Raw genomic sequence first — 23228 nt, 5'->3', positions numbered from 1 at the left:
CTGCCAAGCCACGCCTCTCCATTACCCGGTGACACCACTCCGGAGCACGCTGTCGACCCGACATCTAAAGAATCTGTCGACAGAGAGCGTCGAGGTGGTGTCCCTGGGTAATCTGGATGCGGGGGTCGCTCCGAGCGAGCCTGCTCAGAAGTCGGCGCGGCTGGCGAGGCGGGCCGTGCTGGCGAGGCGGGCGGCCGAGGTGCCCAGCCCGGTCGGGGAGCCGAAGGGCGGAACGCCGGCCGCCGGGTGTGCCCGGAGCTCGCCCTCGTCGTACCGACGGGTGCGCTGATGCCAGCGCAGTACCGCGGCCAGCCAGTTCCTCAGGTCGGCGACATACCGCAGCAGCCCGTCCCGGGCCTGGTCGGTCAGGTCGTACGTGGTGAACAGGGCAGGAAGCTCACGATCGACAATGTGCTCGAACTGGCGCATACGGGCCGTCATGAGGTCGTTGACCACCGCCACGGCACGTTCCGTCGAGCAGTCGAGAAAGGTACGCATCACCAGCACGCCGTTGTTGAGCTCTCCCTCGAACTGGATCTCCTTCTGGAAGGAGAAGATGTCGTTGAGCAGCGCGGCGTAGTCCGCGGCGGAGTTCTCCAGCGCTCGGACCGGCCGCGTCGCGAACACCTCGGCCGGCACCGCTGGCTCCTCGTCCGACCCGGCGTCGTCCGACCCGGCGTCGTCCGACCCGGTCTGGCCCGCCCCGGCCTGGCCCACGCGGGCGAGGCTCAGACGGGCCAGGCTCATGGTCAGGTCCGAGCCGAAGGTCGCGCGCCGCATCTCCAGGTAGTCGATCGGGTCGGGTATCCGGTTCGCGGCGTGGTTGTCCAGCTCCCAGAGCCAGCTGTCGATCATTGTCTCGATCGCGGCCCGGAAGGCGCGGCGCCCGCGCGGGCTCAGCGGCGAGGCGGTGCGTGCCCACAGATCGGCCAGCGCCCGTTCCAGTGGAATGACCGGCGGCGGCATCGCGTCGGTCACCGCCTCGAACTCCACCGGCAGGAACTGCTTCAGCCGCTCGGTGCACGCCTTCGCGCCGGCGAGGTCCCGCGTCCGCCCGAAGACCACCGGGTAGTAGTCGTCGGCGTAGGTGCCCCAGGTGAGCCAGAACGCCGAGAGATCCAGCTCGTCGCGGCTCGCCGTCGGCGCGATTCCCGCGGAGCAGAGCGGGAAGTCGTAGGCGACGAGTTTGTGCTCGTCCCAGATCCCGGGCACGGGGTCGAGCAGACCCATGGCTCGGGACCAGCGGGTGGTCTCCCGGCGGGTGGCGGCCAGGTGCCGGTTCTCCCCGGTGGAGAAGGGCATGTACGGGTCCGGCGCGCGCACCCGTCCGACGACCTCGAAGGGCACATGGCTGAACGCGCGCAGCCGCTGCGGCGCGGTGACCACGATCGATTCCAGTATGCGGGCGGCGGACGTCCCCAGCCCCGCCGGCCCGGCCGCGACCAGCCCCCTCCCGGCCGGGAGGGCCACCGTCCCGGCGGCGCCGTCGTTCATGTAGCGGCTGGAGCGCAGGTGCCACTCGTGGCCACCCGACTGCCAGTCCTGCAGGCCCTTGACGTAGGCGAGCACGGCGGCCCGGGCCGCCGGGTCGACTCCGTGTTCCTCGAGCAGCGGCGGGACCTCGGTCAGCGCCGTGTGCTCGAACTGGTGCAGCCGGGAGGTGAGGAGGTCGTTGACGAGGTCGGCCGCGGTCTGCGTGGGGCAGCCGAGGAACCGCTCGGTGACCAGGACACCGTTGCTCAGCTCGCCTTCCGACTCGACCTCGCGCTGGTAGGAGAACAGGTCGTTGCGCAGGTGGATCGCGTCGGCGAACGTGTCCCGCAGCACCCGCATCGGCCGCAGGCCGGCGATCCCGGCCGGCACCTCGGCGTCCGCGGCGTGCTCGACCAGGTTCGCCGACCAGGGCGCGCCACCGACCTTGCGCCGCATCTCGATGTACTCGACCGGGTTCGCCACCCGGTTCTCGTTGATGTTGGCGAGTTCCCACAGCGATTCGTCCAGCAGGTTGCGGGTGCTCTGCACGAAACGCTGCCGCCAGGCGGCTGTCCGATCCGGCACCGTGCGGGCCCACAGGTCGCCCAGCCCCTTTTCCACCCCGTTCCCCGGGGTCGCGTCGATCGCGCCGTCAAGGGGCATGAAGGCGCGCAGCCGATCGAGGTAGCGGCGGGCACCGGCAATGTCGCCGGTCCTTTTGAAAAGCTCCAGGAAATGGTCGTCGAAGTAGAAGACCCAGACGTACCAGTCCGTGATCAGGTCGAGCCGCACCGGGGACGCGTCCGGGTGGGTGTAGGCGCACAGCAGGGCGTAGTCGTGTGCGTCGAAGTCGCTCTCGCTCCAGACCACCACACCCTCGTCGGGGGCTCCGATCATTCCCATCTCCGCGGCCCACGCCCGACTGTGGGCGCGGGCCGAGCCAAGATGGGGGCTGCACCGGGCCGGATAGGGTACGTAGAAACGCGGCAGCGTGAAGGGCTGCATGCCCTAGCGACCGATCTCCACGTTCTCCAGCACCCCGAGCGCGTCCGGGACGAGAACGGCGGCGGAGTAGTAGGTCGTCACCAGATAGGAGATGATCGCCTTCTCGTTGATGCCCATGAACCGCACGGAAAGGCCCGGCTCCAGCTCGTCGGGCAGGCCGACGTGGTTCAGCCCGATCACGCCCTGGTTCTCCTCGCCGGTGCGCAGCGCGAGAATCGACGTGCTTCCCGCCGCACTGACCGGAATCTTGTTCACCGGCAGCAGCGGAACACCACGCCAGGCCGGTACGTGCTGGTCGTGGAACAGCACGGTGGCCGGGTAGATGCCGCGGGCGGTGCACTCCCGCCCGAACGCGGCGATGGCCCGCGGGTGCGCGAGCAGAACGTGGGTGCTGCGGCGGCGGCTCAGCAGCTCGTCCAGGTCGTCCGGGGTGGGCGGGCCGGTCCGGGTGTGGACGCGCTGACGCAGGTCGGCGTTGTGCAGCAGGCCGAAGTCGCGGTTGTTCACCAGCTCGTGCTCCTGGCGCTCGCGCAGCGCCTCGACGGTGAGCCGCAGCTGCTGCTCCAGCTGGTTGATCGGTTCGTTGTACAGGTCGGCGACCCGGCTGTGGACCCTCAGCACGGTCTGCGCGACGCTGAGCTCGTACTCCCGGGGAGCCAGCTCGTAGTCGACGAACGTCCCCGGCAGGACCTCCTCGCCGACATGGCCGGACGAGATCGAGATCTCCGCCTCGCCGTGCCGGTTCTGTGCGGGTGCGGGGCGGCTCCGATAGCCGTCCACCCAGGCCCGCAGCGTTTCGGACGCGTCGAGGATCTCCTGGAACCGCTGGCGGGGGAGCACGAGCACGGTCGTCCCCGTGAGGGCGCGGGCCGTGTGGTCCCAGGTCGCGTCCGGCTCGGTCAGCGCCTGCTCGCCGAGGTACTCGCCGGCGCTGAGGATGCCCAGCGACCGCTCCTCGTCGTAGGCACCGGGGCCGAACCGGCCCACCTTGCCGTAGGCGACGAGGATGACCTCGTCCGCGGCGTTGCCGGCCTCGACGATCACGTCCCCGGCGGAGTACTCCCGCTGGACGAAGCTGTCGGCGAGCGTCGTGAGCTCCCCACCGTCGAAGCCCCGCAGCAGCGGCAGCTCGGTGAGCTCCGCCGGGACGACGCGGATGTCGGATCCGGTGTTCGTGAAGGAGACCAGACCGTCGCCGGCGATGTAGGTCAGACGCCGGTTGACGCGGTACACACCACCAGCCGTGTGGACCCACGGCAGTACCCGCAGCAGCCAGCGGGAGGTGATCTCCTGCATCTGCGGCACGGATTTGGTGGTCGTGGCGAGATTCCGCGCGGCCGCGGTGCTGAGGCTCAGCTGATCAGCGAGATCGGTTCCGGTGGTGACGTTCACAGGCTCGGTCATGGCATGCATCACCCATCTGTCTCTCACGTCTGTACACGACGAAAAAACTGTTATGGTTATCCGTTCCCGCGGCACCACGGTCCACGGAACGGCCATGACAGGGCGGCGGACATGCCGACGGCAGAATCCCCCGATGTGCTTCACGACATACATCGCCGGACGTTCGTCGCCGGCAGAACGCGCATGGTGCGGGGCGCCAGCTCGGCCGCGTTGAACAAGCGCCGTCCGGCGCGGTGTGAGCTTCCCGCACATCCCCCGGGCGCGGCAAGAACTTCCGATAACCAATCAAGGGCTGGTTCGAGGTGATGGTCCGTCCTGGTCCAGCCCTTTTCCTGTTCCGGGCACACCGGGTGAGGAACCTCGTCACGCATCCGGACACCGGTCTCCGGCGGTACGGCCGCCGGCCGGTTGCCGGTAGATCACCGACGCCCTGGGCGCGCCGCCGTCTCCCGGCAATCTTCTCTCCTGTGGGTGCCGCCGCCGTGGCATTGGTGGAGGCGCTTGCCGTTCCCGGCCGAATATTTCGGCGCGACATTCCGGCGCGCCGGCACCGCCGCTTCGGTTCCTCCCCCGGACGGCGCGGGAAGGCCTGACCGGCAGCCACGCACAGTCCGTAGCCACCGCGCCTCGAGCACCAGCCCGAACTGAGGATGTCCTGGGCACCCCAATAGCTCGATCTGGCTAGCAGGAGAGCTATCGAGGGCACCCGTCGCGGCCCTCGAATGCCACCGTCCGGGTGCCGGAGGACCATGCCGCGAGCCCGTTCCGTGGTCCGGGCAGGCGCGCAGTGGCAGTCCGGGCAGGCGCGCAGCAGTGGTCCGGACGTGGCCCGGTATACGGGGCCACGAACGCAGACGGCCGGTCGACCCGACCACACCCGCGGTCAGGTCGACCGGCCCGCGAGCGCCGGCGGGCGGCGCTCAGACCGCGATCGGCAGCTTCTCGTAACCGCGCACGGTGCTGGTGTGCAGCCGCACCGCGTTGTCGTGGTCGACGCCCCAGTTCGGGAAGCGGCGCAGGGTCTCCTCGATCGCGATCCGCCCCTCCAGCCGGGCCAGTGCGGCACCGAGGCAGAAGTGGACGCCGTGGCCGAACGAGACGTGACTGTCGAAGTTCCGGCGGACGTCGTAGCGGTCGGGGTCGTCGTACTTGCGCTCGTCCCGCCCGGCCGAGGCGGTCAGCATCAGGATCCGGGAGCCGGCGGGCACGGTCGTCCCGTACAGCTCGACATCCCGCATGACCTTGCGCGCCTGTACCGGGGAGGGCGCCTCGTACCGCAGCGTCTCCTCGACGGCGTTCGGGATCAGGGAGGAGTCGGCGGCCAGGTCGGCCCGCTGGTCGGGATGGGCGGCGAGCAGGACGCAGGCCCAGCCGAGCAGCCGGGCGACGGTCTCGGTGCCGGCGCTGACCATCTCGTTGGTGATCGTCGCCGCCTCGGAGGTGGTGAGGCTGCGGGTACCGTCGCCGTCCTTCACCTCGGCCTGGACGAGCGCGGTGATCATGTCATCGCGAGGGGAGGCGCGGCGGTCCTCGATCTGCGCGGCGAAGAACTCCCGCAGCCGCCTGGTGGCCGCCATGGAGACCTCGTTGATCATCCCGGCGCCCTCCTCGATGTGGAAGGTCGTGTCGATCATCCGGCGGACCTCCTCCCGGTCGGAGGGGTCGACACCGATGAAAGCGGAGATCACCATGGACGGGAGCACTGCGGCGAAGTCCTGGATGTAGTCGAATCCGCCTCCGCCCACCTGCGGGTCGAGCAGCTCGGCACACACCGAGCGGACCTGTCCCTCCAGCGCGGCGATGCGCCGGGGGGTGAAGGCACGGGAGACCAGCGTCCGCAGCGTGTTGTGCACCGGCGGATCGGAGAAGATCAGGAAGCCGGGCGGGATCGGCTCCTCACCCATGATCTCCAGGATGGTGCCGTAGGCCGAGCTGTACGTCTTCGGGTCCAGGTGGACGGCGTCGACGTCGGCGTGCCGTGAGACCGCGAAGAAGTCGTACCTGTCGTTGCGGTACAGCGGATGCTCGTCGCGCAGCCGGCGCCAGACCGGATACGGGTCGACGTCGATGACCTTGTCGAACGGGTCCCAGCACACATCAGTCACCGGTCGGACCTTTCTGCCCCGGAGCCCGCACCGGACCGTTCCCCGGAGTCGGGATATCGGCGGGCGAACCTGCGCCTCTGCTGCCCTCGCCCGGCACGCGAACATCCGCAGCTGCGAGACCAGAAACTTGTGTTGTGTCACAGTACTGACGCGAAATCACTCACGTCAACCTCTCCGCATCCCGGCTGCACGGTCGGGCTCGCCGAGCCCGCGCGCCGGCTCCCGGCGCAGGCGCACGGCGTGTGCTTATGGGCGGAACCCACCTGGCACGAAAGCCAGGCGCGGTCCGCGACCCCGGAGCGCGCCTGGCGGGCCCGGCATCCGTCTCCACCCTGTGGAGATCCCGTCAGTAGACTGCCTCCACATGGCCGCGTCGGCACACCCTGACGATGACACCGCCGGCATCACGCACACCGCCGGCACCGGCGCCTCCGTCCACACCACCGACGGCGGCAACGGTTCCGGCGACGACGGTTCCGGCGCGTTCGGCGGTGACGATGACGACCGCGCCGAGGGCGAGAGCGAAGAGGACGGCGCTTCCCCGGACCGGCGCCGGTACGACAGCCCGCTGCGGCGCAGGCGAGCCGCCGAGACCCGCGAACGCATCGTCGCGGCCGGGTCGGCGCTGGTCCACGGTTTTCCGACCTGGGACTGGAGCAGCCTGACCTTCCGCGCCGTCGCGGACCGGGCCGGCGTCAGCGAACGGACCGTCTACCGGCACTTCGCGACGGAGCGGCAGCTGCACGACGCGGTGATGGGGCGGCTGGAGGAGGAGGTGGGCCTCTCCTACGACCAGCTTCGGCTGGACGACCTCCCGGCCCTGGCCGAACGTGTCCTGGCGTCACTGTCGACGTTCGAGGTCTGGCGCGGCGTGGCCGCCTACCCGCAGCCCCCGTTCGTGGCCGAGGACGAGCGCCGCCGCGCCGCGCTGCTGCGGGCCGTGACCGAGGCGGCGCCGTCCTCCTGGTCCCAGGAGCAGCGCCTGGAAGCCGCCGCCGCCATCGACGTGCTCTGGAACCTGCCGACCTTCGAACGACTGATCGCCGGCTGGAAGCTGGACGCCGCCCAGGCGACCAGCACCGTCACCTGGGCGATCGGGCTGCTGGTCGAGGCCGTCCGCGGCCGGCCGCCGGGCACCCTCCCGGTGCCCGGCCAGCCGGCCCCCGACCGACCCCCGGCCGTTCCCCCCGTGCCCGGCCAGATCGGCCCGGACTGATTTCTGGGATCCCGGCTGATGCTGGGATCCCGGCTGATGCTGGGATCCCGGCTGATTCTGGGATCAGCTCCGGCAGGATGCCCCGGAGCAGGTGGCCAGCTCGTCGAGGCGCGCGTCGAGCTGGGCGACGAGGGCGGCGTTCTCGTGCCGGCCCTGCGGAGTCGCCAGCAGGTTGACGAGCTGGTAGGGGTCGGCGGTCAGGTCGTAGAGCTCCCGCTCGTGGACGCGGGGAGCCCGGTCGGCGTCGTACCAACGGACATAAAGATGGTCTTCGGTCCGCAGTCCACTCCACGGCGGCAGGTCCAGGAACACACCGGTGACGTTCTCCACCTGTTCCTGGACGACCCCGTCCTGGCCGTCGACGCCCGGGCCGGCGTACTGGCCGAGGAGGTCGGTGCGCCAGGACTGCGGCGCCTCACCGCGCAGGAGCGGAGCCAGCGACTGGCCGTCGATGTCGGCGGGAACGGGAACTCCCGCCAGCTCGAGGAAGGTGGGGGCGAGGTCGATGAGCGCGACCATGTGCCCGTCCGTGCCGGGGCTCACTCCCGGCCCCGCGACCACCAGCGGGATCCGCATGGACTCCTCGTACGGGGCCATCTTCTGGGTCAGCCGGTGGGAGCCGAGGTTGTAGCCGTTGTCCGAGGTGAACACCAGATAGGTGTTGTCGAGTTCGCCGGTGTCGCGCAGCGTCCGCACGATGCCCTCGACCATCTCGTCGAGCGCGTACAGCGAGCCCATCCTGTCCTGGTAGTCCCGGTCGTTGACCGCCGTCACCCGGGCCGATCGGGACTGCGCGCTTTCCTGCAGCCACCACGGCTTGTCGGAGACGTCGGCCTCGTCGTAGTTCGGGGTGCGCGGAGCGGTGGCGCCGGCGAAGGGGTTGTCCGCGTGCCGCGGTGCCGGGGGCAGCGGCAGATGCGGGGCGGTCGAGGCCGCATACCAGAGGAACGGGGTGTCGTCGGCGGCCGCGCGGCGGATGAAGTCGGTGGACTTCGCGGCCACCACGTCGGTGGAGTAACTGGTCGTTTCATCCCCGTAGTCCACGAGGGTGCCGTTCTCGTTCAGCGTGTAGTTGTAGCCGGTGTAGAAGTTGTTGTCGACGCTGCCGTACCACTCCGACCAGCCCGGCGGAATGTGCGTCGGGTCGTCCTCGATACCGTTCATGTACTTTCCGGCCAGACCGGTGCGGTAGCCGCCGTCCTCGAGATACCGGGCGAACGTGTGTTCCTCGTTGCCGTTGCGGGCGAACGTCGCCCATCCACCGGTGTCACCGGCGTTGGTGAGCACCCCGGTGTTGTGGCCGTACTTCCCGGTCAGGATGGTGCCGCGGGCCGGGCAGCAGATCGGCGTCGGCGCGAACCCGTCCGTGAAGGTCAGCCCGGTGTCCCTGATCAGGGCGGCGGTGCGCGGCATCGCCTCCCAGTACGGCGAGGTCGTCTGGTCGAGGTCGTCGGCGAGGATCATCACGAAGTTGGGCTGCTCGCCGTCGGCCGCCGCGGCGACCGCCGTGTCCGCCGCCGCCAGTCTGGTGGCCGCGGTATCCGCTGCCCCGCCGGGCGTGGCGGTGGCGCTCAGCGCGGCCAGCGCCGTCAGCGCGACGCAGCTCGCCAGGCCAGCGGCCCCGAGACGGGCCCGCCGACCGAGACGGCGATGCCGTGCCATCACCGGTCTCCCGTCCGGGCACGGACCGGAGAGTGCGCTGCCTGTGGACCACTGTTCGGAGTCTGCTTCCGCATGCGACCAGCCCACCCCGCGGTCGTGTACGGAGAATGCGGCCCGGATGTGGAGAACATGTGAGGAGCACATGTGGGACACACGCACCTCAGACGGGTTTCAGAGGCACGACTGATGCGCTGGCCGGGTCGGTATCCACCGGCACCGGGGCCGGCGCCGCCGCCGGCCGCCGCCGGCCGGAGAGATCCGGCCGGCGCACCGGTCACATGGCTCACCCAGTCCAGGAGAATGTCATGCATCAGCAGCGACGGGTCCGTGCCGGTGCGGCGGTGCTCACCGGCGGGCTGCTCCTCGCCTCGGCGGCCTGCCGAGGGCAGGTGGGGGACACCACCGCCGACCAGCCCCCGCCGGCCGCCTCGACGCAGTCGTCCGCGTCCGCTGCGTCCGCAGACGCTGCGTCCGCAGCCGAGCCCGAGGCGGCGCAGGCCGGCGCGGGAACCGGGGGCGCCGGCTCGCTGAGCATCAGCATCACCAGCCCGGTCACCATCGCGGGCCACGTGAGCACCCCGGTCAGCTGCCAGACCGGCGCACGTCGCTATGTCGAATCCGCGACCGGCACCACCGGCGGCGCGACTGTCACGCAGAGCGTTCGAGTAGCCGCCTACAGCGGACCGGGTGCCTACTCGGCGCTGGTCACCGTTTCCGTGCTGGCGGCCGACTCCGAGCGGTACGCCGTCGAGGCGGTGCCCGCGTCGGTGACCATCACCCAGACGGGTGGGTCTGTCGACTTCAGCGCGGCCACCGCTGCCGGTCGTTCCCTGTCGGGATCGATCAGCTGGGCCTGCTCGGCGGGCTGATCGCGACACCGTCGGCGCCGGTTGGCCCCGCGGGGAGGGTGATCCGCACGGTCAGGCCCCGGCCGGGGGCGCCCGTTGCCTCGGCGGTGCCGCCATGGGCGGCGGCCACGGCGGCGACGATGGACATCCCGAGGCCGCTGCCGCCCCGGCCGCGGTCCCGGCCGGCGGACGAGCGGTAGAAGCGGTCGAAGATTCGTTCCAGGTCCGCGGACTCCAGCCCGGGCCCCTCGTCGCACACCTGGAGCCGTACCTGTCCGTCGACGACGTCCAGGCTGACCTCGCCCGGCGTTCCCGGCGGGGTGTGCACGCGGATGTTGGTCAGCAGGTTGCCGACGACCTGCCGCAGCCCGTCGGGGTCGCCGCGGACCTGGCACTCCGGCGGGGTGCGCACCGCCAGCGGGCGGTCCGGCTCGACCGCCGCCGCGTCGGCCGCGGCGTCCCGCACGATCGCGGCGAGATCGACGGTGCGGTGTTCGGGCTGCCGCTCCTCGTCCAGGTGCGCGAGGTAGAGCAGGTCGTCGACGAGAGTGCCCATGCGCCGGGTCTCGTCCTGCACCCGCCGCAGCGCGTCGTCCCTGCCGGCTGGCGGGACGACCCCCTGCCGCAGCAGGTCGACGTACCCGCGGACCGACGTGAGCGGGGTCCGCAGTTCGTGGGACGCGTCGGCGACGAACCGCCGCAGCCGGTCCTGCGAGCGTGCCCGTTCCTCGAAGGCATGCTGGATCTGCGCCAGCATGACATTGAGCGCGGTGGCGAGACGGTCGGTCTCGGTCCGGCCCGGGCCGTGCGGCACCCGCCGGGTGAGATCGCCGTCCGCGATGGCGACCGCAGTGCGGGTGACGTCCCGCAGCGGGCGCAGGCCGCGGCCGAGCAGGAACCAGGCGCAGCCGCCACCGAGTACCAGCACCGCCGACCCGGCCACGACCTCGATGAGGATCAGTTGGCTTGTGGTGTCCCGCACCGGTCGCAGGGGGAGCGCGACGAGGTCGACGATGCCGCCCGGCAGCGCGCCGACGACGACCCGGTAGGGCCCCCGGGAGGTCTCCAGGGTGAACGGCCTGCCGGACGCGATCCGGGCGTCGACGCCGTCGACCTGGGGCAACAGGCCGTCCCCGCCGACCAGCGCGAGCACCGAACCGTCGGGTTGGCGCAGCTCGATCACGAAGTCCGTCGGGGCCACCGCCCGCTCCAGGCCGGCGGCGCCGAGCAGAGGCGCGAGCCGGGTGAGGGCGGTCAGGCCCCGGGCGCCGAGCAGGCTCTGCGCGCTGTGCAGCCGGCTGTCCGTCTGGCTGAGCAGGTGCGAGCGCAGGGCCAGCACGCTCGCCGTTCCCACGATCGCCAGAGAGGCTGCCAGCAACGCCAGCAGGCCGGCGATCAGGCGGACCCGCAACGTCACGGCGACCCTCCGGCGGCGGCGTCCAGCTGCGCCCGTGCCCTCACCCCGGGCCCGGGCCCGGGCCAGCCGGACCCGCCGGACCCGCCGGACCCGCCGTTCGCAGGGCATACCCGAAGCCGCGGTGAGTGTGGATCAGCGGCGGGCCGAAGGCCCCGAGCTTGCGGCGCAGGTAGCTCACGTACTGGTCGACGACGGTCGCCCCACCGCGGTAGTCCTGGCTCCACACGGCGTCGAGGATCTGCTCCCGGGACAGCACCCGGTTCGGGTTCACGAGCAGGTAGCGCAGCAGCCTGAACTCGGTCGGCGCCAGCTCGACCGGGTGGCCGGCACGGGTGACGCGGTGTTCCACCTCGTCCAGGACGACGTCGGCGAAGGTCAGCGCGGTCGCGGGCCCGGTCGCGGGCCCGGCCGGCTCCGGGCGCCGGCTGCGGCGCAGCACCGCCCGGACCCGCGCGACGAGCTCGTCGATCGAGAACGGCTTCGTGATGTAGTCGTCCCCCCCGTAGGTCAGCCCGGCGACCTTGTCACTGTGGCGGTCCCGCGCGGTGAGGAACACCACCGGGACGTCGATGCCCTGGTCGCGCCAGCGGCGGCACAGGTCGAGGCCGTCGCAGTCCGGGAGCATGATGTCAAGGACCAGCAGGTCCGGGCAGTCCGCCGCCACGGCCGCCGTGGCCTCGCGGCCGCAGCGGGCCAGAGTCACGGCGAAACCGTGGAAGCGCAGCGCCATCCCCAGCATGTCCAGGATGTTCGGCTCGTCGTCGACCACGAGCAGCCGCGGTGCGCGCCCGTCCCCAAACACGTTCCCGGCGACTTCGCCCATGTTCCCGGCGCCCTCCGATCCGGTGGCCTGACCCCGCACGGATCATCCCGACCGCCGCGCCCCGTCGCTGACGGGGCGCCGTCGCTGACAGGCCGCGTCGATCCGGCATCCATATCATCCGAGAAAGATGTGAGTCTCGTTCGAGGCCGCCGTGGGGGCACCCCGCGGGGCGGGGACGCCCGGCCGGCCACCGCTCACGTCGGGGGGCCGCACACCCCGCTCACGCCGCGTAGGGGTGCTTGCGCCTGGCCTCGGCGAGCGCGACCGCCCACCATGCCAACTGCGAGATCATCTTCTGGGCGGCGTCGTTGCAGCCGTCGGGATCCATCGGCGTGCCGTCGGGGTGGAAGCGGCTCCAGGCGCCGTGGAAGCTGACCGTGTCGCGGACGGTGACCGCGTGCAGCTCGGCGAACACCTGACGCAGGTGCTCCACCGCGCGCAGCCCGCCCGACTGGCCGCCGTAGGAGACGAACCCCACCGGCTTCGCCTGCCATTCGTCGAAATGCCAGTCGATGAAGGTTTTCAGGACAGCCGGGTAGCTGTGGTTGTACTCGGGTGTGATCACGACGAAGGCGTCGGCCGCGGCGAGCTGCCGGGTGACGTCCGCCAGTGCGTCGACGTCCGGGCCACTGGCGGTGCCCAGGCGCTCCGGCAGCCTGACGTCGTCGAGATCGATGACGCTCGGGACGACCGCATCGTGGGCCGCGGCCTGCTTGGCGAACCACTGGGCGACGACCGGGGCAAAACGCCCCACCCTGGTGCTTCCGACAATTACCGCCACACTGACGGGCTGGTCGAGCATGGATGTCCCCTCGTTTCGCAGGTCGGTGAACCTGCTCTTCCCGAATGCCGTCCCGGACGCTAAAAGCTAAAGCCAGGTCGAGGTCAAGGAGGTCTCCGGCGAAGCGCCGACGCGGCGCCGTTGACCTCAACCGAGGTTGAGGTCGCACACTCGGCCCGTCGCAACGAACAGGAGATCGTGACCCATGAAGGCAGCCGCGTTCTTCGCCCCCGGCTCACCCGACGTCCTCCAGCTGATCGAGCTGCCCAGGCCCGAACCCGGCCCCGGCGAGATCCGGGTGCGGGTGCGCGCCGCCGGCGTGCAGCCGGCCGACCTCGCCGTCCGCCAGGGCTGGGGGCCTCCCGGCGTCGAGGTGAGCTGCCCCCAGATCCTCGGCAACGAGTTCGCCGGGACGGTGGACCTGCCCGGCCCCGGCGTCACCGGCCTCTCCCCCGGCGACGAGGTCCTCGGCTACCGCACGCTGGGCTGCTACGCGGAGTACCTGGTGGTCCCCGCCGACCAGGTCGTCGCCCGGCCCCCGTCGCTGCCCGCGCGGATCGCCGGCGGTCTTTCCGGTGCCGGGCAGACCGCCCATACGGCGGTCGAGGAACTCAGGGTCGGGCCGGACGACACCTTCCTCGTCCACGCCGCCGCCGGCGCCGTGGGCACTGTCGCCGCCCAGCTCGCGCGGCTCGACGGCGCCACCGTGATCGGCACCGCCAGCCCCGCCAACCACGACTACCTGCGGTCCCTCGGCGTGATCCCGGTCGCCTACGGGGACGGCCTGGTCGACCGCGTCCGCGCCGTGGCGCCGCACGGAGTCACGGCGAGCCTGGACGCCGCCGGCGCCGACGGCCTGCGCGCCGCCGTCGAGCTCGTCGCGGACCGGAACCGCGTCGGCACCATCGTGGCCTTCGACCTCCACCGAGAGCTCGGCGTCCGCTGGCTTGGCAGCAAACGTTCCGCCGCGCGGCTGTCCGACCTGGTCACCCTGTACAGGCAGGGGAAACTCAGGATCGATCTCCGGCAGGCCTACCCCCTCGAGCAGGCCGCCGCGGCCCACCGCGATGTCGGCACCGGCCACGGTCGGGGCAAGGTCGTGCTGACCTGCTGACCTGCTGGCCTGCTGGCCTGCTGGCCTGCCGACCCCTCCTGACCGACCGCGAACGTTCATCTGCAGGTGGTCGTGCCCACCCCGCAACCGCCAGTAGATTCCGGCGACGGAGAGCAAGGGCGCCCTTTCGGGGCGTCCCGCCTGGAACGGAGAGCGGGTTATGAACCGTCGCACACTCCTGCGTCTCGCTGCCGCCGGGACGGGCACCGCGGTGTTCTCGGGGGCGATCTGGGAGACCGCCCTCGCGGCTCCGGCCCAGCCCGGCCCGAGCCCGTACGGCGCGCTCGGCGCCGCGGACGCGAACGGCGTGGCTCTGCCCAGCGGATTCACCAGCCGTGTCGTCGCCCGCTCCGGACAGACCGTGGCCGGCACCTCGTACCGGTGGCACGCCGCTCCGGACGGCGGCGCGTGCTTCCCGAACGGCTCCGGCTGGACCTACGTCTCCAACTCGGAGGTCCCGCTGGTCGGCGGGGTCTCGGCGCTGCGGTTCAACGCGGACGGCTCGATCGCCTCGGCGGGGTCGATCCTCTCCGGCTCCAGCTCGAACTGCGCGGGCGGCCCGACGCCCTGGGGCACCTGGCTGTCCTGCGAGGAGATCCCGCTCGGGCGCGTCTTCGAGACCTATCCGCAGGGCGGGACGTCCGCGGTCGGCCGCGCGGCGATGGGCCGCTTCAAACACGAGGCCGCGGCCTGCGACCCCGTCCGCAGGGTCGTCTACCTGACCGAGGACGAGACCGACGGGTGCTTCTACCGCTTCCGCCCGAGGACCTGGGGTGACCTGTCGTCGGGAACCCTGGAGGTACTCACCGGGACGACCGGCGCGACCGGCCCCGTCGGCTGGGCCCGGATCCCCTACACCGACGGCCTGTTCTGGGCGACCCGCAACCAGGTCTCCGCCGCGGCGCACTTCAACGGCGGGGAAGGCTGCTACTACGCAAACGACGTCTGCTACTTCACCACGAAGGGCGACAACCGGGTCTGGGCCTACGACGCGGCGGCGCAGTCCCTGTCGCTCGTCTACGACGCCGCGCAGGCCGGCGCGAACGCACCGCTGAGCGGCCTCGACAACATCACCGGCTCGGCGACCGGTGATCTGTTCGTCGCCGAGGACGGCGGCAACATGGAGATCGACATCATCACACCGGGCGGAGTCGTCGCCCCCTTCCTCCGGGTCGACGGGCACAGCGGCTCGGAGATCACCGGCCCGGCGTTCAACCCGGCCGGCGACCGGCTGTACTTCTCCTCCCAGCGCGGTGCCTCGAACTCCCTGCTGGCAGGCGTCACCTTCGAGGTCACCGGCCCGTTCCGGCGCTGACCGCGGGACCGCTCACCACGGGAACACAGGCGCAGGTCCTGTTGTTCCGACGCTCGTCAGCTGTAGTCAACCCGCGACCGGTCAGCCGCCTCCCAGACAGGAGCAGGATGCCGGACAGCACCAGCACACCCACGTGCCACGAGGCGGGTGTCACCACCGGTACCGGTCGCGGGGCCGCGACATCCCACACCGTGGTGATCGTCCGACATGCCCTGGCGCTGCCGAAGAAGACCTGGACGGGTGAGGACGCCGCCCGACCGCTCACCGCCCACGGGATCCGTCAGGCCGCCGCCTTCGCCACCGTCGTCACCCGCGGTCTCGCGATCCGGCAGGTGCTGACCAGCCCGACCCTGCGGTGCGAGCAGACCGTCGCGCCGCTGGCGGAGGCGCGCGGGCTGCCGCTGCGCCGGAGCGCGGTACTCGGCGTCGACGGTTCCACCGAGGCGCTGCTGGACCTGCTCACGTCCGACGAGGCGGACGGCAGCGTTCTGTGTACGCATGGCGAACGCATCGGCGACCTGTTCCGGGCCTGGCAGGCACGCGGATGGCGAGGCTGGCCAGGGGCCGACGGCCGCACCCGGAAGGGCGACGCGTGGCTGCTGCGGGGGCAGCCTGCCCTCGACGCCACAGTCGAGTATCTCGCCACGCCGGACCATCGAGACCACCACCCCGGCCCGGCTCGTTCCTTCTAGTGCCACGGCCTAGTGCCGCGACCGACCCATCGCGGCCTGGGGGCTACCCGCGGATGAGCAGGACGATCAGCGCTGTGACCACTCCCAGCGTCACCGCGCCGACACCGTGGGCGAGCCGGTGCGAGCGCAGGACGGGCAGGAACCGGTCCGCCGCGTAGCCACCGGCCCCGATGAGGGCGATGGCGGCTCCGGCTACGGCGAGGAACAGCTCGTACTCGACGCCCTGGGGCGCGAAGAACCCGCCATCCCACTTCACCGCCGCCGCATTGATCATCGTGCCGATCACCGCGGCGGCGGCCAGCGGAGTGAGGACGCCGAGGATGAGGCCGAGCCCGCCGAGGGTCTCACTGAGCCCGGCGATGACCGCCATGCCCTTGCCCGCGGGATAGCCGGACATGGCGAAGTACTGGGCGGTGCCGTCGAGACCGCCACCGCCGAACCAGCCGAACAGCTTCTGGCTGCCGTGCGCGATCATGATCACTCCGAGGCCGAGCCGGAGCAGCAGCAGCCCGATGTCGGATCCGAGCGAGGGCGCCACCGAGGCGCCCGGGCGAGAGGATCCGGGGACAGTCGAGGGGCCTCGCACGGTCTGGGTGTCGGCCAGGGATGGCACCAGCACTTCTCCTGTCTCCACCACGCGGGTCATGGACCCGCGTGTGCGCCTGTCTCCGGCCCGCTGACGGCAGGTCACGTCCGACCGAAGGTCGTTCAATTTTGAACGACTGGGGTGACCCTACCTGGTCGTTCAAATCTGAACCATCTACGGAGAGTGGTTTTTCCAGCCGCCACGCCACCTTCGGGCGGCACGCGACCACGAGATCGGGCCATCCGGACGGCGACGGCGACACCGGATCCGCCACGGCGTCGCCCGCACCGATTCGAGACCCGCGGAGGGCGGCGGCGAGGGACCAGGACGGGGGGCGCCCGCCGAGACCGGCATCAGCTCCGAGGGCGAAGCCTCAGCGTGTCGTTGACACTGCTCAAAGCGACAGCGATGGTGTCCCGCTGCTCGGGCGTGAGAAGATCGATCAGGCAGTCACGCACCAGGGCGACATGCCCGGGCGCGGCGGACTCCAGTTTCCGGCGGCCGTCATCGGTCACGACCGCGAGGATCCCCCGGTCGTCGGTCGGGCAGGAGCGGCGCTCCACCAGCCCGTACTTCTCCAGCTGGGCTACCTGGTAGGTCAGGCCGCTCTTCGAGGTGACCATGAGCTCGGCCAGCTCGGTCATGCGCAGCGCCCCGTCGGGAGCACCACTGAGGCGGACAAGGATCTCGTACTGCGCGTGGGAGAGCCCGCTGTCGACCTTGAGCTGATGTTCGACCAGACGCATGAGCCGGTTGCTCGCCTCGAGGAAACCGAGCCACGCGGCCATCTCCCGCCCGTCGAGCCAGCGGGGTTCCTGCATGAATCCAAGCCTAGCCGGACCGGCCAGCGGCCAGAGCGGCGTATGTCGTGCGGAAGGACCCGTCCTCGGCGGAGCCGCATCCGGCCAGCGGCACGGCACGGCCCGGCCCGGCTCCACCGGCAACAGCGCGGCGAACGTCCGCGACCTGCCGACCCTGGCGACCCGCCGAGGACGAGCGAAGACGGCTACGGCTTGCGGCCGACCCCGCCGAAGATGTGCAGCGGAGTCGGCTCCGCTCCGGCGGCGGGCCGCCAGAGCGGCGTCGAGACCACGCCCGGCTCGACGAGTTCGAGGCCGTCGAAGAAGGACGCCACCTGCTCGGGGGTACGCAGGTTGTAGGGGTGCCCGTCCGCCTGGGTGATCTCGATGGCCTTGTCCACGTCCTCGCCGTGCGTGCCGTCGTTGAGCGCGAGATAACTGCCCGGCCGGACCGCGTCGATCAGCCGTTTCACAATGCCACTCGCCTCGGCGTTGTCGGCGACGTTCCCCACGATGCCGAACATGACGAGAGCGACCGGCTCGGAGAAGTCCAGAAGCTCGGCGGCGTCCGCGAGGATCCTGTCGGGGTCGCGCACGTCGGCGTCGACATAGGCCGTGGCGCCGCCGGACGCGCTGGTCAGCAACGCCCGGGCGTGCACCAGCACCAGCGGATCGTTGTCGACATAGACGATGCGGGAATCCGGGGCGATCCGCTGCGCGACCTCATGGGTGTTGTCGGCGGTCGGCAGGCCGGTGCCGATGTCCAGGAACTGGCGGATGCCCATCTCGCCGGCCAGGAAGGTGACGGTACGGACGAGGAACTCCCGCTGCGCGCGGGCGACCCGCACGATGTCCGGGTAGACCTCGTAGACCCTGTCGCCCAGCTCCCGGTCGGCAGGAAAGTTGTCCTTCCCGCCGAGCCAGTAGTTCCAGACCCGGGCGGAGTGCGGAACGCTCGTGTCCACTCGCGACCATGCGCTCTGCGCCGGCTCGTCAACAACCATGCGGTCCATCATGCACCCCCGGATTCATCCCGCGGCGGCAAGGCCACCGCTCTCCAGCCGAGATACGGCGGGTGTTGTCGGGTGTCCGGCGGCCGGTGTTCAGCTCGTATCGCGCGGTCACTCAGCGGTGCGCGGCGACCGCATTCCAGCAACACGGAATGCTCGCCGCGCTCGGCATCACCAGGGGCGGTGACTGCCGGGCCCCGGCCGGACTGCACCCCCTCACAGCACCGGCTCTCGGGCTAAGGTTGCCACTCCCCCACAGACCACCCGCAGGGGATCAAGGACGGGTCCCGCTTTCGGGACGCGCGGAAGGACCATCCGGTGGCGCCCGTTCGTTGCGTCTTCGGGTGGACAGGGCGCGCACCATGAACATGATCGACGGGGTGAGGAGTTGGTTGCGGTGCGCGACAGAGGCTGGTCAGCCAATGTGGATCTGCCCTTTGACGCGCGGGCCGCGGGCGCTGCCCGCGAGGTGCTGCGGGGGTTGCTTCTCGCCTGGGGTCATGACCGGCAGACCGACGATGCCGTGCTGGTGGTTTCGGAGCTGGTGACGAACGCCGTGCAGCACGCCGGCGAACAGGGCCAGCTGAGGCTGGCCCTCCGGGTCACCGGCGAGGTGCTGCGTCTGGAACTCGCCGACGGGTCGTCGGTACAGCCGGCGGCCCGCGAGATCGTCGATTCCGACGAGCGGGGCCGTGGGATGCACATCGTCGAGCAGCTCACCGCCCGGTGGGGCGTCGAGACACACGGCGACGGCAAGCGCGTCTGGGTCGAACTCGACTGACCCCATGGCCCCCATGGCGCCGACCCGGCGACGTGGTCGGCCGATGATCCGTGCCCGCTCCAGGCCGATGCGACGGCCGGCCTTCCTTCCTGCCTGTCGGTCAGGGCGTCTCGACGGGCGGCGGTGGGTCGGCTGCCGGCTGGCGTGGCTGCTGGTTGAGCCGCTGGGCTTCGTTGAGCCGCTGGGCCTCGGCGAGCTGGTCCTCGAGGATGACGATGCGGCAGGCGGCGTCGATCGCGGTGCCCTGATCAACGAGTTCACGGACGCGGGCGGCAATGCGCAGCTGGTACCGGGAGTAACGGCGGTGGCCGCCCTCCGAGCGCAGCGGCGTGATCAGGCGAGCCTCGCCGATGGCCCTCAGGAAGGCGGGCGTCGTGCCGATCATCTCGGCCGCGCGGCCCATGGTGTAGGCGGGGTAGTCGTCGTCGTCGAGACTGTGCGTTGGCTTACGTGTGTTTTCAGGGGTCATCGCGCCTCTCGTGGCACATCGAGGGGCCCTGGCGCCATACGGCACCAGGGCCCCGGGGGTTCGACACCATCCACCTACCGGCCGGAATGCGCCGGATCATGGAACCCGCACGACCACCCAGAACGGCGGGAGTACGGGGATCGCGTATGCGTGACCGGGGACCGCCTCTTCATCCGGGGCCTGCGCGGTATCCGAGCGAGCTAGACCATCGCTCGGGCGATCCTGATGGTGTCCGTTCCCCTCTCCTCACAGATCACCTGCCGAGTACTGCCGAACTTCCTTCGATGATGCTCGGCGGCCTGCCCTGACCGCCACCCTGCTCACGCCAGTTCGTATCTGCCGCGACCATGGACTCTCGTAGCTACGACAGGGACTCTACCCACGGCGACACCCGGATGTCTACTGTGGCGGAGACAGATTTTGCGCGACCGAGCGATCGCCCTCGTGGGCGGGCCCCCGAGCGTCACACCCGAGCCAGGACACCCAAGGAGCCCTGGTGTCGTCTGACACCAGGGCTCCGAGGATTAGTCATCTATTGGGCTGGACATGTCGTGTTCTCTGCGTCCGCGTGACCGGCCCCGGCGGGGCAGGTGCGGAGATCGTTATACGTGACCGGGGACCACCTTCCAATCCGGGGCCTGTGGATGGCCGAGCGAGTTGGAGACCATCGCTCGAGCGATCCTGAGGGGGTCCGCTCCTCTCCTCATCGCCTGGTCGAGTACCTGCCGACCTTCTGTGGTGGTGCTCGGCGGCCCGTCTGGCCACCGTTCCCCTCGCGCCAGTTCATGTCTGCCGCGACCATGGACTCTCTCGCTACGACAGGAACTCTACCCAGGACGACACCCAGATGTCTACCCCAGTGGGAACAGATTTTGCGATGCGGGGGAGGCAACTACTCTGCACTGTCCGATCATGACCGGATCACCACCGCCGGACCCCGGGGAGGCGGGTGCGCATGCTCTGCGGCAGCAGCACCCACGGCCCTGTCGATCGGGGAGCCTGCGTCGCGCGGGGAGCCTGCGTCGCGACAGAGGTCGCGGAGAGGCAGGCCGCCGACATGAGCGGTCGAGGCGCCGTGGGGGTCACGGTCACCAGAACCGATGGCCGTGGCGTGGGGCCTGTAACTTTCGGCCGCGCGCCGGACCTAAGGGAGGACGATCGAGGAAGGACTGCTCCCCGTGCCCCCACGCTCCCGCGAACAACCCTTCGAGGCGTTGTTCCGAGCTCACCAGCTGGCAGTCCTGCGGTTCGCGCAGCGTCGTCTGTCGGATGACGCTGCCGCGTGGGATGTGGTGTCAGAGACCTTCCTGACGGTGTGGCGGTCATGGGAAAGCCGGCCGATGGACTCCAGCGAGACCTTGCCGTGGCTTTACGCGATCGCTGGCAACGCGGTACGCAACCGTCACCGTTCGGACGTCCGCGTACGACGACTCACGGCGCGGCTCGCAGCCACGGGATCCGCCGCCGGGCTGACACCCGCCACCGATGTCGTGGCGCACGAGGCGGTTGCCCGGGACCATGCCCGGTGGGCTCTGGACCAGCTCTCGGACCGCGACCGGGAGATCCTCACCCTCGCCGTCTGGGAAGGGCTCGATCTACCCGGCCTCGCCGCCACGCTGGGGATCTCCCCGGCCGCGGCACAGCGGCAGCGAGAGATGACCGTGCCCGGGACGGGACAGGTCCACTACACACACCTGCAGTCCTACGGCCTCCAGACCAGCGTCGCCCGGTCCAGGGCGACGACGGTCATCGCCACACGCATCATCCAGATCTGGCGCCGACCGGACGGGTCCCGCCTGATCGAACAGACCCTCCAGGGCGTGGACCACGCCGGGCGGGCCGTCGGCGGCCCCACACCACCAGAGGAACCCGGGTACCGGCGCATCGAGGCACCCCCCGCGGAGGCCGGAGTCGAAGTCGCCCTGCTCCCCACCGACCCCGACCAGCTCTACACGCACCTGCGCTCCTTCTACCAGGCCAACCAGGGCGTCACCGCCGCCCCCGCAGACATCACCCGGCTGGCCTACTCCCATCTGAAGGACGGCGGCACCAGCCCACAGCAGAACGCCGCGCTGTACGAGGTGCTCGCCCGTGACCCCGCCGTCTTCGCCACCGGCCCGGTCACCGACCGGGCGGGACGACCAGCCCTCTCCGTCGGAATCCGGCTGGCCGGCACGGACGGCTCCCGCACCACCACGGGCTACCTTCTCGTCTCCGATGACGGGACACCGCTGACCGCCGAGACGGTGTTCGCCCCCGACGCCCCTCCCGGCCTGGAACTGCCGCCCGGACCCACCGTCGCCGAGTACAGCCAGTTCACCGACGAACGCCAGGTCATCACCGTAGGCGACCTGACCTGACCTTTCGCGCGCTCCCCGCTCCGTAGGCCGCGCCCTCCCCAGACGTCACAATCGCCCTGCACCTGCTGCTGTCTGCCGCTCCCGGTGACATAGCTGGTCGATGCTGGTCGATTCCGCGTCAGGGGACCAGCGGCGGGGCCTCGGCGTCCAGCGTCGGGGAGAGGCCGAGCTTCTCCTTGATTCGCTTCTCGATCTCGTTGGCCAGATCCGGGTTGTCACGGAGGAACGAGCGCGCGTTCTCCTTGCCCTGGCCGAGCTGGTCACCGTCGCAGGTGTACCAGGCACCGGACTTGCGGATGATGCCGTGTTCGACGCCCATGTCGATCAGCGAGCCCTCACGGCTGATACCGCCGCCGTAGACGATGTCGAACTCGGCCGTCCGGAAAGGCGGCGCCATCTTGTTCTTGACCACCTTGACCCTGGTCCGGTTACCGACCGCCTCGGTTCCGTCCTTCAGCGTCTCGATGCGACGAACATCAAGGCGGACCGAGGCGTAGAACTTCAGTGCCTTTCCACCGGTGGTCGTCTCCGGCGACCCGAACATGACGCCGATCTTCTCGCGGAGCTGGTTGATGAAGATCGCGGTGGTGCCGGAGTTCGCGAGCGCTCCGGTGAGCTTCCGCAGCGCCTGGGACATCAGCCGGGCCTGCAGGCCCACGTGGCTGTCGCCCATCTCCCCCTCGATCTCGGCACGCGGCACCAGGGCCGCCACCGAGTCGACGACGATGATGTCCAGTGCGCCGGAGCGGATCAGCATGTCGGCGATCTCCAGCGCCTGCTCCCCGGTGTCGGGCTGGGAGACGAGCAGCGCGTCGGTGTCGACACCCAGCTTCCCCGCGTACTCGGGATCAAGGGCGTGCTCCGCGTCGATGAAGGCCGCGATGCCGCCGGCCGCCTGCGCGTTCGCGACAGCGTGTAGCGCGACGGTGGTCTTTCCGGACGACTCCGGCCCATAGATCTCGACGACGCGCCCACGGGGAAGACCCCCGATACCGAGCGCGACGTCCAGCGCGATGGATCCGGTCGGGATGACCCGGATCGGCGGCCGGATATCGTCACCCAGCCGCATGACCGAGCCCTTGCCGAACTGCTTGTCGATCTGCGCAAGAGCGTTCTCCAACGCCTTGTCGCGGTCGGGTCCTGCCATTGGAGTCACTCCATGCTGACTGAGGTCGGCGGATCTTGGCCACGGGCCGACGCTCGGCCGTGGGACCGACGGTTTCGGAAGCCGGGTCGGTTCTGTGGGCGGCGGAGAGTCCGTGGACCACGGTAGACGAACATCAGTTCGAAGACACAGCGACACGCCGGTACACACCCGCGTTGAGGTGGTTTCCAGAGGGCCCGGAATCCGAGTTTCGGCCCGTGGG

General features: G+C 70.7%; 19 protein-coding genes. 7 read left to right on the top strand and 12 right to left on the bottom strand.

Annotated elements, in window-relative coordinates; genetic code table 11:
* Positions 1-144 precede the first annotated feature (144 nt).
* From B207_RS0117970 to B207_RS0117960, 3 genes are all read right to left on the bottom strand, one after another.
* Positions 145-2478, bottom strand: coding sequence for a terpene synthase family protein (locus B207_RS0117970; protein ID WP_026311178.1), 2334 nt, complete (start codon positions 2476-2478; stop codon positions 145-147).
* 3 nt (positions 2479-2481) lie between these two features.
* A complete protein-coding gene (locus B207_RS0117965; RefSeq protein WP_018637954.1) occupies positions 2482-3882 on the bottom strand; it encodes a family 2B encapsulin nanocompartment shell protein in 1401 nt (466 codons plus the stop codon).
* A gap of 920 nt (positions 3883-4802) precedes the next feature.
* On the bottom strand, positions 4803-5987 hold the full coding sequence (locus B207_RS0117960) for a cytochrome P450 (protein WP_026311177.1): 1185 nt from the start codon (positions 5985-5987) through the stop codon (positions 4803-4805).
* Between the two features lie 364 nt (positions 5988-6351).
* On the opposite strand from B207_RS0117960, the gene B207_RS34410 reads away from it, so the two are divergent.
* Positions 6352-7203: a TetR/AcrR family transcriptional regulator gene (locus tag B207_RS34410; protein WP_018637952.1), complete on the top strand. Its 852-nt coding sequence runs from the start codon at positions 6352-6354 to the stop codon at positions 7201-7203.
* Positions 7204-7266: 63 nt separating this feature from the next.
* On the opposite strand, the gene B207_RS0117950 is transcribed toward B207_RS34410, so the two are convergent.
* On the bottom strand, positions 7267-8865 hold the full coding sequence (locus B207_RS0117950; protein ID WP_018637951.1) for a sulfatase family protein: 1599 nt from the start codon (positions 8863-8865) through the stop codon (positions 7267-7269).
* 305 nt (positions 8866-9170) lie between these two features.
* Between B207_RS0117950 and B207_RS0117945 the strand changes: the two genes are divergently transcribed.
* Positions 9171-9734, top strand: a complete 564-nt coding sequence (locus B207_RS0117945) for a hypothetical protein (RefSeq protein WP_018637950.1) — start codon at positions 9171-9173, stop codon at positions 9732-9734.
* On the opposite strand, the gene B207_RS0117940 is transcribed toward B207_RS0117945, so the two are convergent.
* From B207_RS0117940 to B207_RS0117930, 3 genes are all read right to left on the bottom strand, one after another.
* Positions 9709-11130, bottom strand: coding sequence for a sensor histidine kinase (locus tag B207_RS0117940; protein WP_051102580.1), 1422 nt, complete (start codon positions 11128-11130; stop codon positions 9709-9711). The two genes, B207_RS0117945 and B207_RS0117940, sit on opposite strands and share 26 nt — an antisense overlap.
* A 40-nt stretch (positions 11131-11170) precedes the next feature.
* Positions 11171-11953 (bottom strand): response regulator transcription factor, encoded by a 783-nt coding sequence (locus tag B207_RS0117935; RefSeq protein WP_051102579.1) that lies wholly within the window; start codon positions 11951-11953, stop codon positions 11171-11173.
* Between the two features lie 220 nt (positions 11954-12173).
* Complete coding sequence (locus tag B207_RS0117930; protein WP_018637947.1) at positions 12174-12755, bottom strand: NADPH-dependent FMN reductase; 582 nt, start codon at positions 12753-12755, stop codon at positions 12174-12176.
* Between the two features lie 184 nt (positions 12756-12939).
* Here B207_RS0117930 and B207_RS0117925 point away from each other — a divergent pair, with 184 nt between their 5' ends.
* The 3 genes from B207_RS0117925 to B207_RS34405 all read left to right on the top strand — a co-directional run bounded on the left by B207_RS0117925 (position 12940) and on the right by B207_RS34405 (position 15855).
* Positions 12940-13848 carry an NADP-dependent oxidoreductase gene (locus B207_RS0117925; RefSeq protein WP_018637946.1) on the top strand — a complete coding sequence of 303 codons (909 nt, stop codon included), beginning with the start codon at positions 12940-12942 and terminating at the stop codon, positions 13846-13848.
* Between the two features lie 160 nt (positions 13849-14008).
* Positions 14009-15163 (top strand): alkaline phosphatase PhoX, encoded by a 1155-nt coding sequence (locus B207_RS0117920; RefSeq protein ID WP_018637945.1) that lies wholly within the window; start codon positions 14009-14011, stop codon positions 15161-15163.
* Positions 15164-15270: 107 nt separating this feature from the next.
* Positions 15271-15855 (top strand): SixA phosphatase family protein, encoded by a 585-nt coding sequence (locus B207_RS34405; protein ID WP_018637944.1) that lies wholly within the window; start codon positions 15271-15273, stop codon positions 15853-15855.
* 43 nt (positions 15856-15898) lie between these two features.
* On the opposite strand, the gene B207_RS0117910 is transcribed toward B207_RS34405, so the two are convergent.
* The 3 genes from B207_RS0117910 to B207_RS0117900 form a co-directional block, all read right to left on the bottom strand.
* Positions 15899-16441: a DoxX family protein gene (locus B207_RS0117910; RefSeq protein WP_407671431.1), complete on the bottom strand. Its 543-nt coding sequence runs from the start codon at positions 16439-16441 to the stop codon at positions 15899-15901.
* A gap of 353 nt (positions 16442-16794) precedes the next feature.
* Complete coding sequence (locus B207_RS0117905; RefSeq protein ID WP_018637942.1) at positions 16795-17262, bottom strand: MarR family winged helix-turn-helix transcriptional regulator; 468 nt, start codon at positions 17260-17262, stop codon at positions 16795-16797.
* A gap of 185 nt (positions 17263-17447) precedes the next feature.
* On the bottom strand, positions 17448-18254 hold the full coding sequence (locus B207_RS0117900) for an SAM-dependent methyltransferase (RefSeq protein ID WP_154675431.1): 807 nt from the start codon (positions 18252-18254) through the stop codon (positions 17448-17450).
* Positions 18255-18648: 394 nt separating this feature from the next.
* Between B207_RS0117900 and B207_RS0117895 the strand changes: the two genes are divergently transcribed.
* Positions 18649-19032, top strand: a complete 384-nt coding sequence (locus B207_RS0117895) for an ATP-binding protein (RefSeq protein ID WP_035741103.1) — start codon at positions 18649-18651, stop codon at positions 19030-19032.
* A 100-nt stretch (positions 19033-19132) separates the two neighbouring features.
* Here the strand turns inward: B207_RS0117895 and B207_RS0117890 are convergent, their stop codons facing one another.
* Entirely contained in the window at positions 19133-19501 is a 369-nt protein-coding gene (locus B207_RS0117890) for a MerR family transcriptional regulator (RefSeq protein WP_018637939.1), read from the bottom strand.
* Positions 19502-20679: 1178 nt separating this feature from the next.
* On the opposite strand from B207_RS0117890, the gene B207_RS39855 reads away from it, so the two are divergent.
* On the top strand, positions 20680-21861 hold the full coding sequence (locus B207_RS39855; protein WP_018637938.1) for a sigma-70 family RNA polymerase sigma factor: 1182 nt from the start codon (positions 20680-20682) through the stop codon (positions 21859-21861).
* Between the two features lie 118 nt (positions 21862-21979).
* Here the strand turns inward: B207_RS39855 and recA are convergent, their stop codons facing one another.
* Positions 21980-23008: a recombinase RecA gene (recA, locus tag B207_RS0117875; protein WP_018637937.1), complete on the bottom strand. Its 1029-nt coding sequence runs from the start codon at positions 23006-23008 to the stop codon at positions 21980-21982.
* Positions 23009-23228: the final 220 nt, after the last annotated feature.

The organism is Parafrankia elaeagni (assembly GCF_000374165.1).
GTDB lineage: Bacteria > Actinomycetota > Actinomycetes > Frankiales > Frankiaceae > Parafrankia > Parafrankia elaeagni.
The sequence above is the reverse complement of the archived record's forward strand: the minus strand, read 5'-3'. Positions and strand labels throughout refer to the sequence as shown.

Coding starts and splice junctions, on each gene's coding strand:
- B207_RS0117970 (WP_026311178.1), bottom strand. CDS start 2,478: ATGCAGCCCTTCACGCTGCCGCGTTTCTACGTACCCTATCCGGCCCGG.
- B207_RS0117965 (WP_018637954.1), bottom strand. CDS start 3,882: ATGACCGAGCCTGTGAACGTCACCACCGGAACCGATCTCGCTGATCAG.
- B207_RS34410 (WP_018637952.1), top strand. CDS start 6,352: ATGGCCGCGTCGGCACACCCTGACGATGACACCGCCGGCATCACGCAC.
- B207_RS0117950 (WP_018637951.1), bottom strand. CDS start 8,865: ATGGCACGGCATCGCCGTCTCGGTCGGCGGGCCCGTCTCGGGGCCGCT.
- B207_RS0117945 (WP_018637950.1), top strand. CDS start 9,171: ATGCATCAGCAGCGACGGGTCCGTGCCGGTGCGGCGGTGCTCACCGGC.
- B207_RS0117935 (WP_051102579.1), bottom strand. CDS start 11,953: ATGGGCGAAGTCGCCGGGAACGTGTTTGGGGACGGGCGCGCACCGCGG.
- B207_RS0117930 (WP_018637947.1), bottom strand. CDS start 12,755: ATGCTCGACCAGCCCGTCAGTGTGGCGGTAATTGTCGGAAGCACCAGG.
- B207_RS0117925 (WP_018637946.1), top strand. CDS start 12,940: ATGAAGGCAGCCGCGTTCTTCGCCCCCGGCTCACCCGACGTCCTCCAG.
- B207_RS0117920 (WP_018637945.1), top strand. CDS start 14,009: ATGAACCGTCGCACACTCCTGCGTCTCGCTGCCGCCGGGACGGGCACC.
- B207_RS34405 (WP_018637944.1), top strand. CDS start 15,271: ATGCCGGACAGCACCAGCACACCCACGTGCCACGAGGCGGGTGTCACC.
- B207_RS0117905 (WP_018637942.1), bottom strand. CDS start 17,262: ATGCAGGAACCCCGCTGGCTCGACGGGCGGGAGATGGCCGCGTGGCTC.
- B207_RS0117900 (WP_154675431.1), bottom strand. CDS start 18,254: ATGGACCGCATGGTTGTTGACGAGCCGGCGCAGAGCGCATGGTCGCGA.
- B207_RS0117890 (WP_018637939.1), bottom strand. CDS start 19,501: ATGACCCCTGAAAACACACGTAAGCCAACGCACAGTCTCGACGACGAC.
- recA (WP_018637937.1), bottom strand. CDS start 23,008: ATGGCAGGACCCGACCGCGACAAGGCGTTGGAGAACGCTCTTGCGCAG.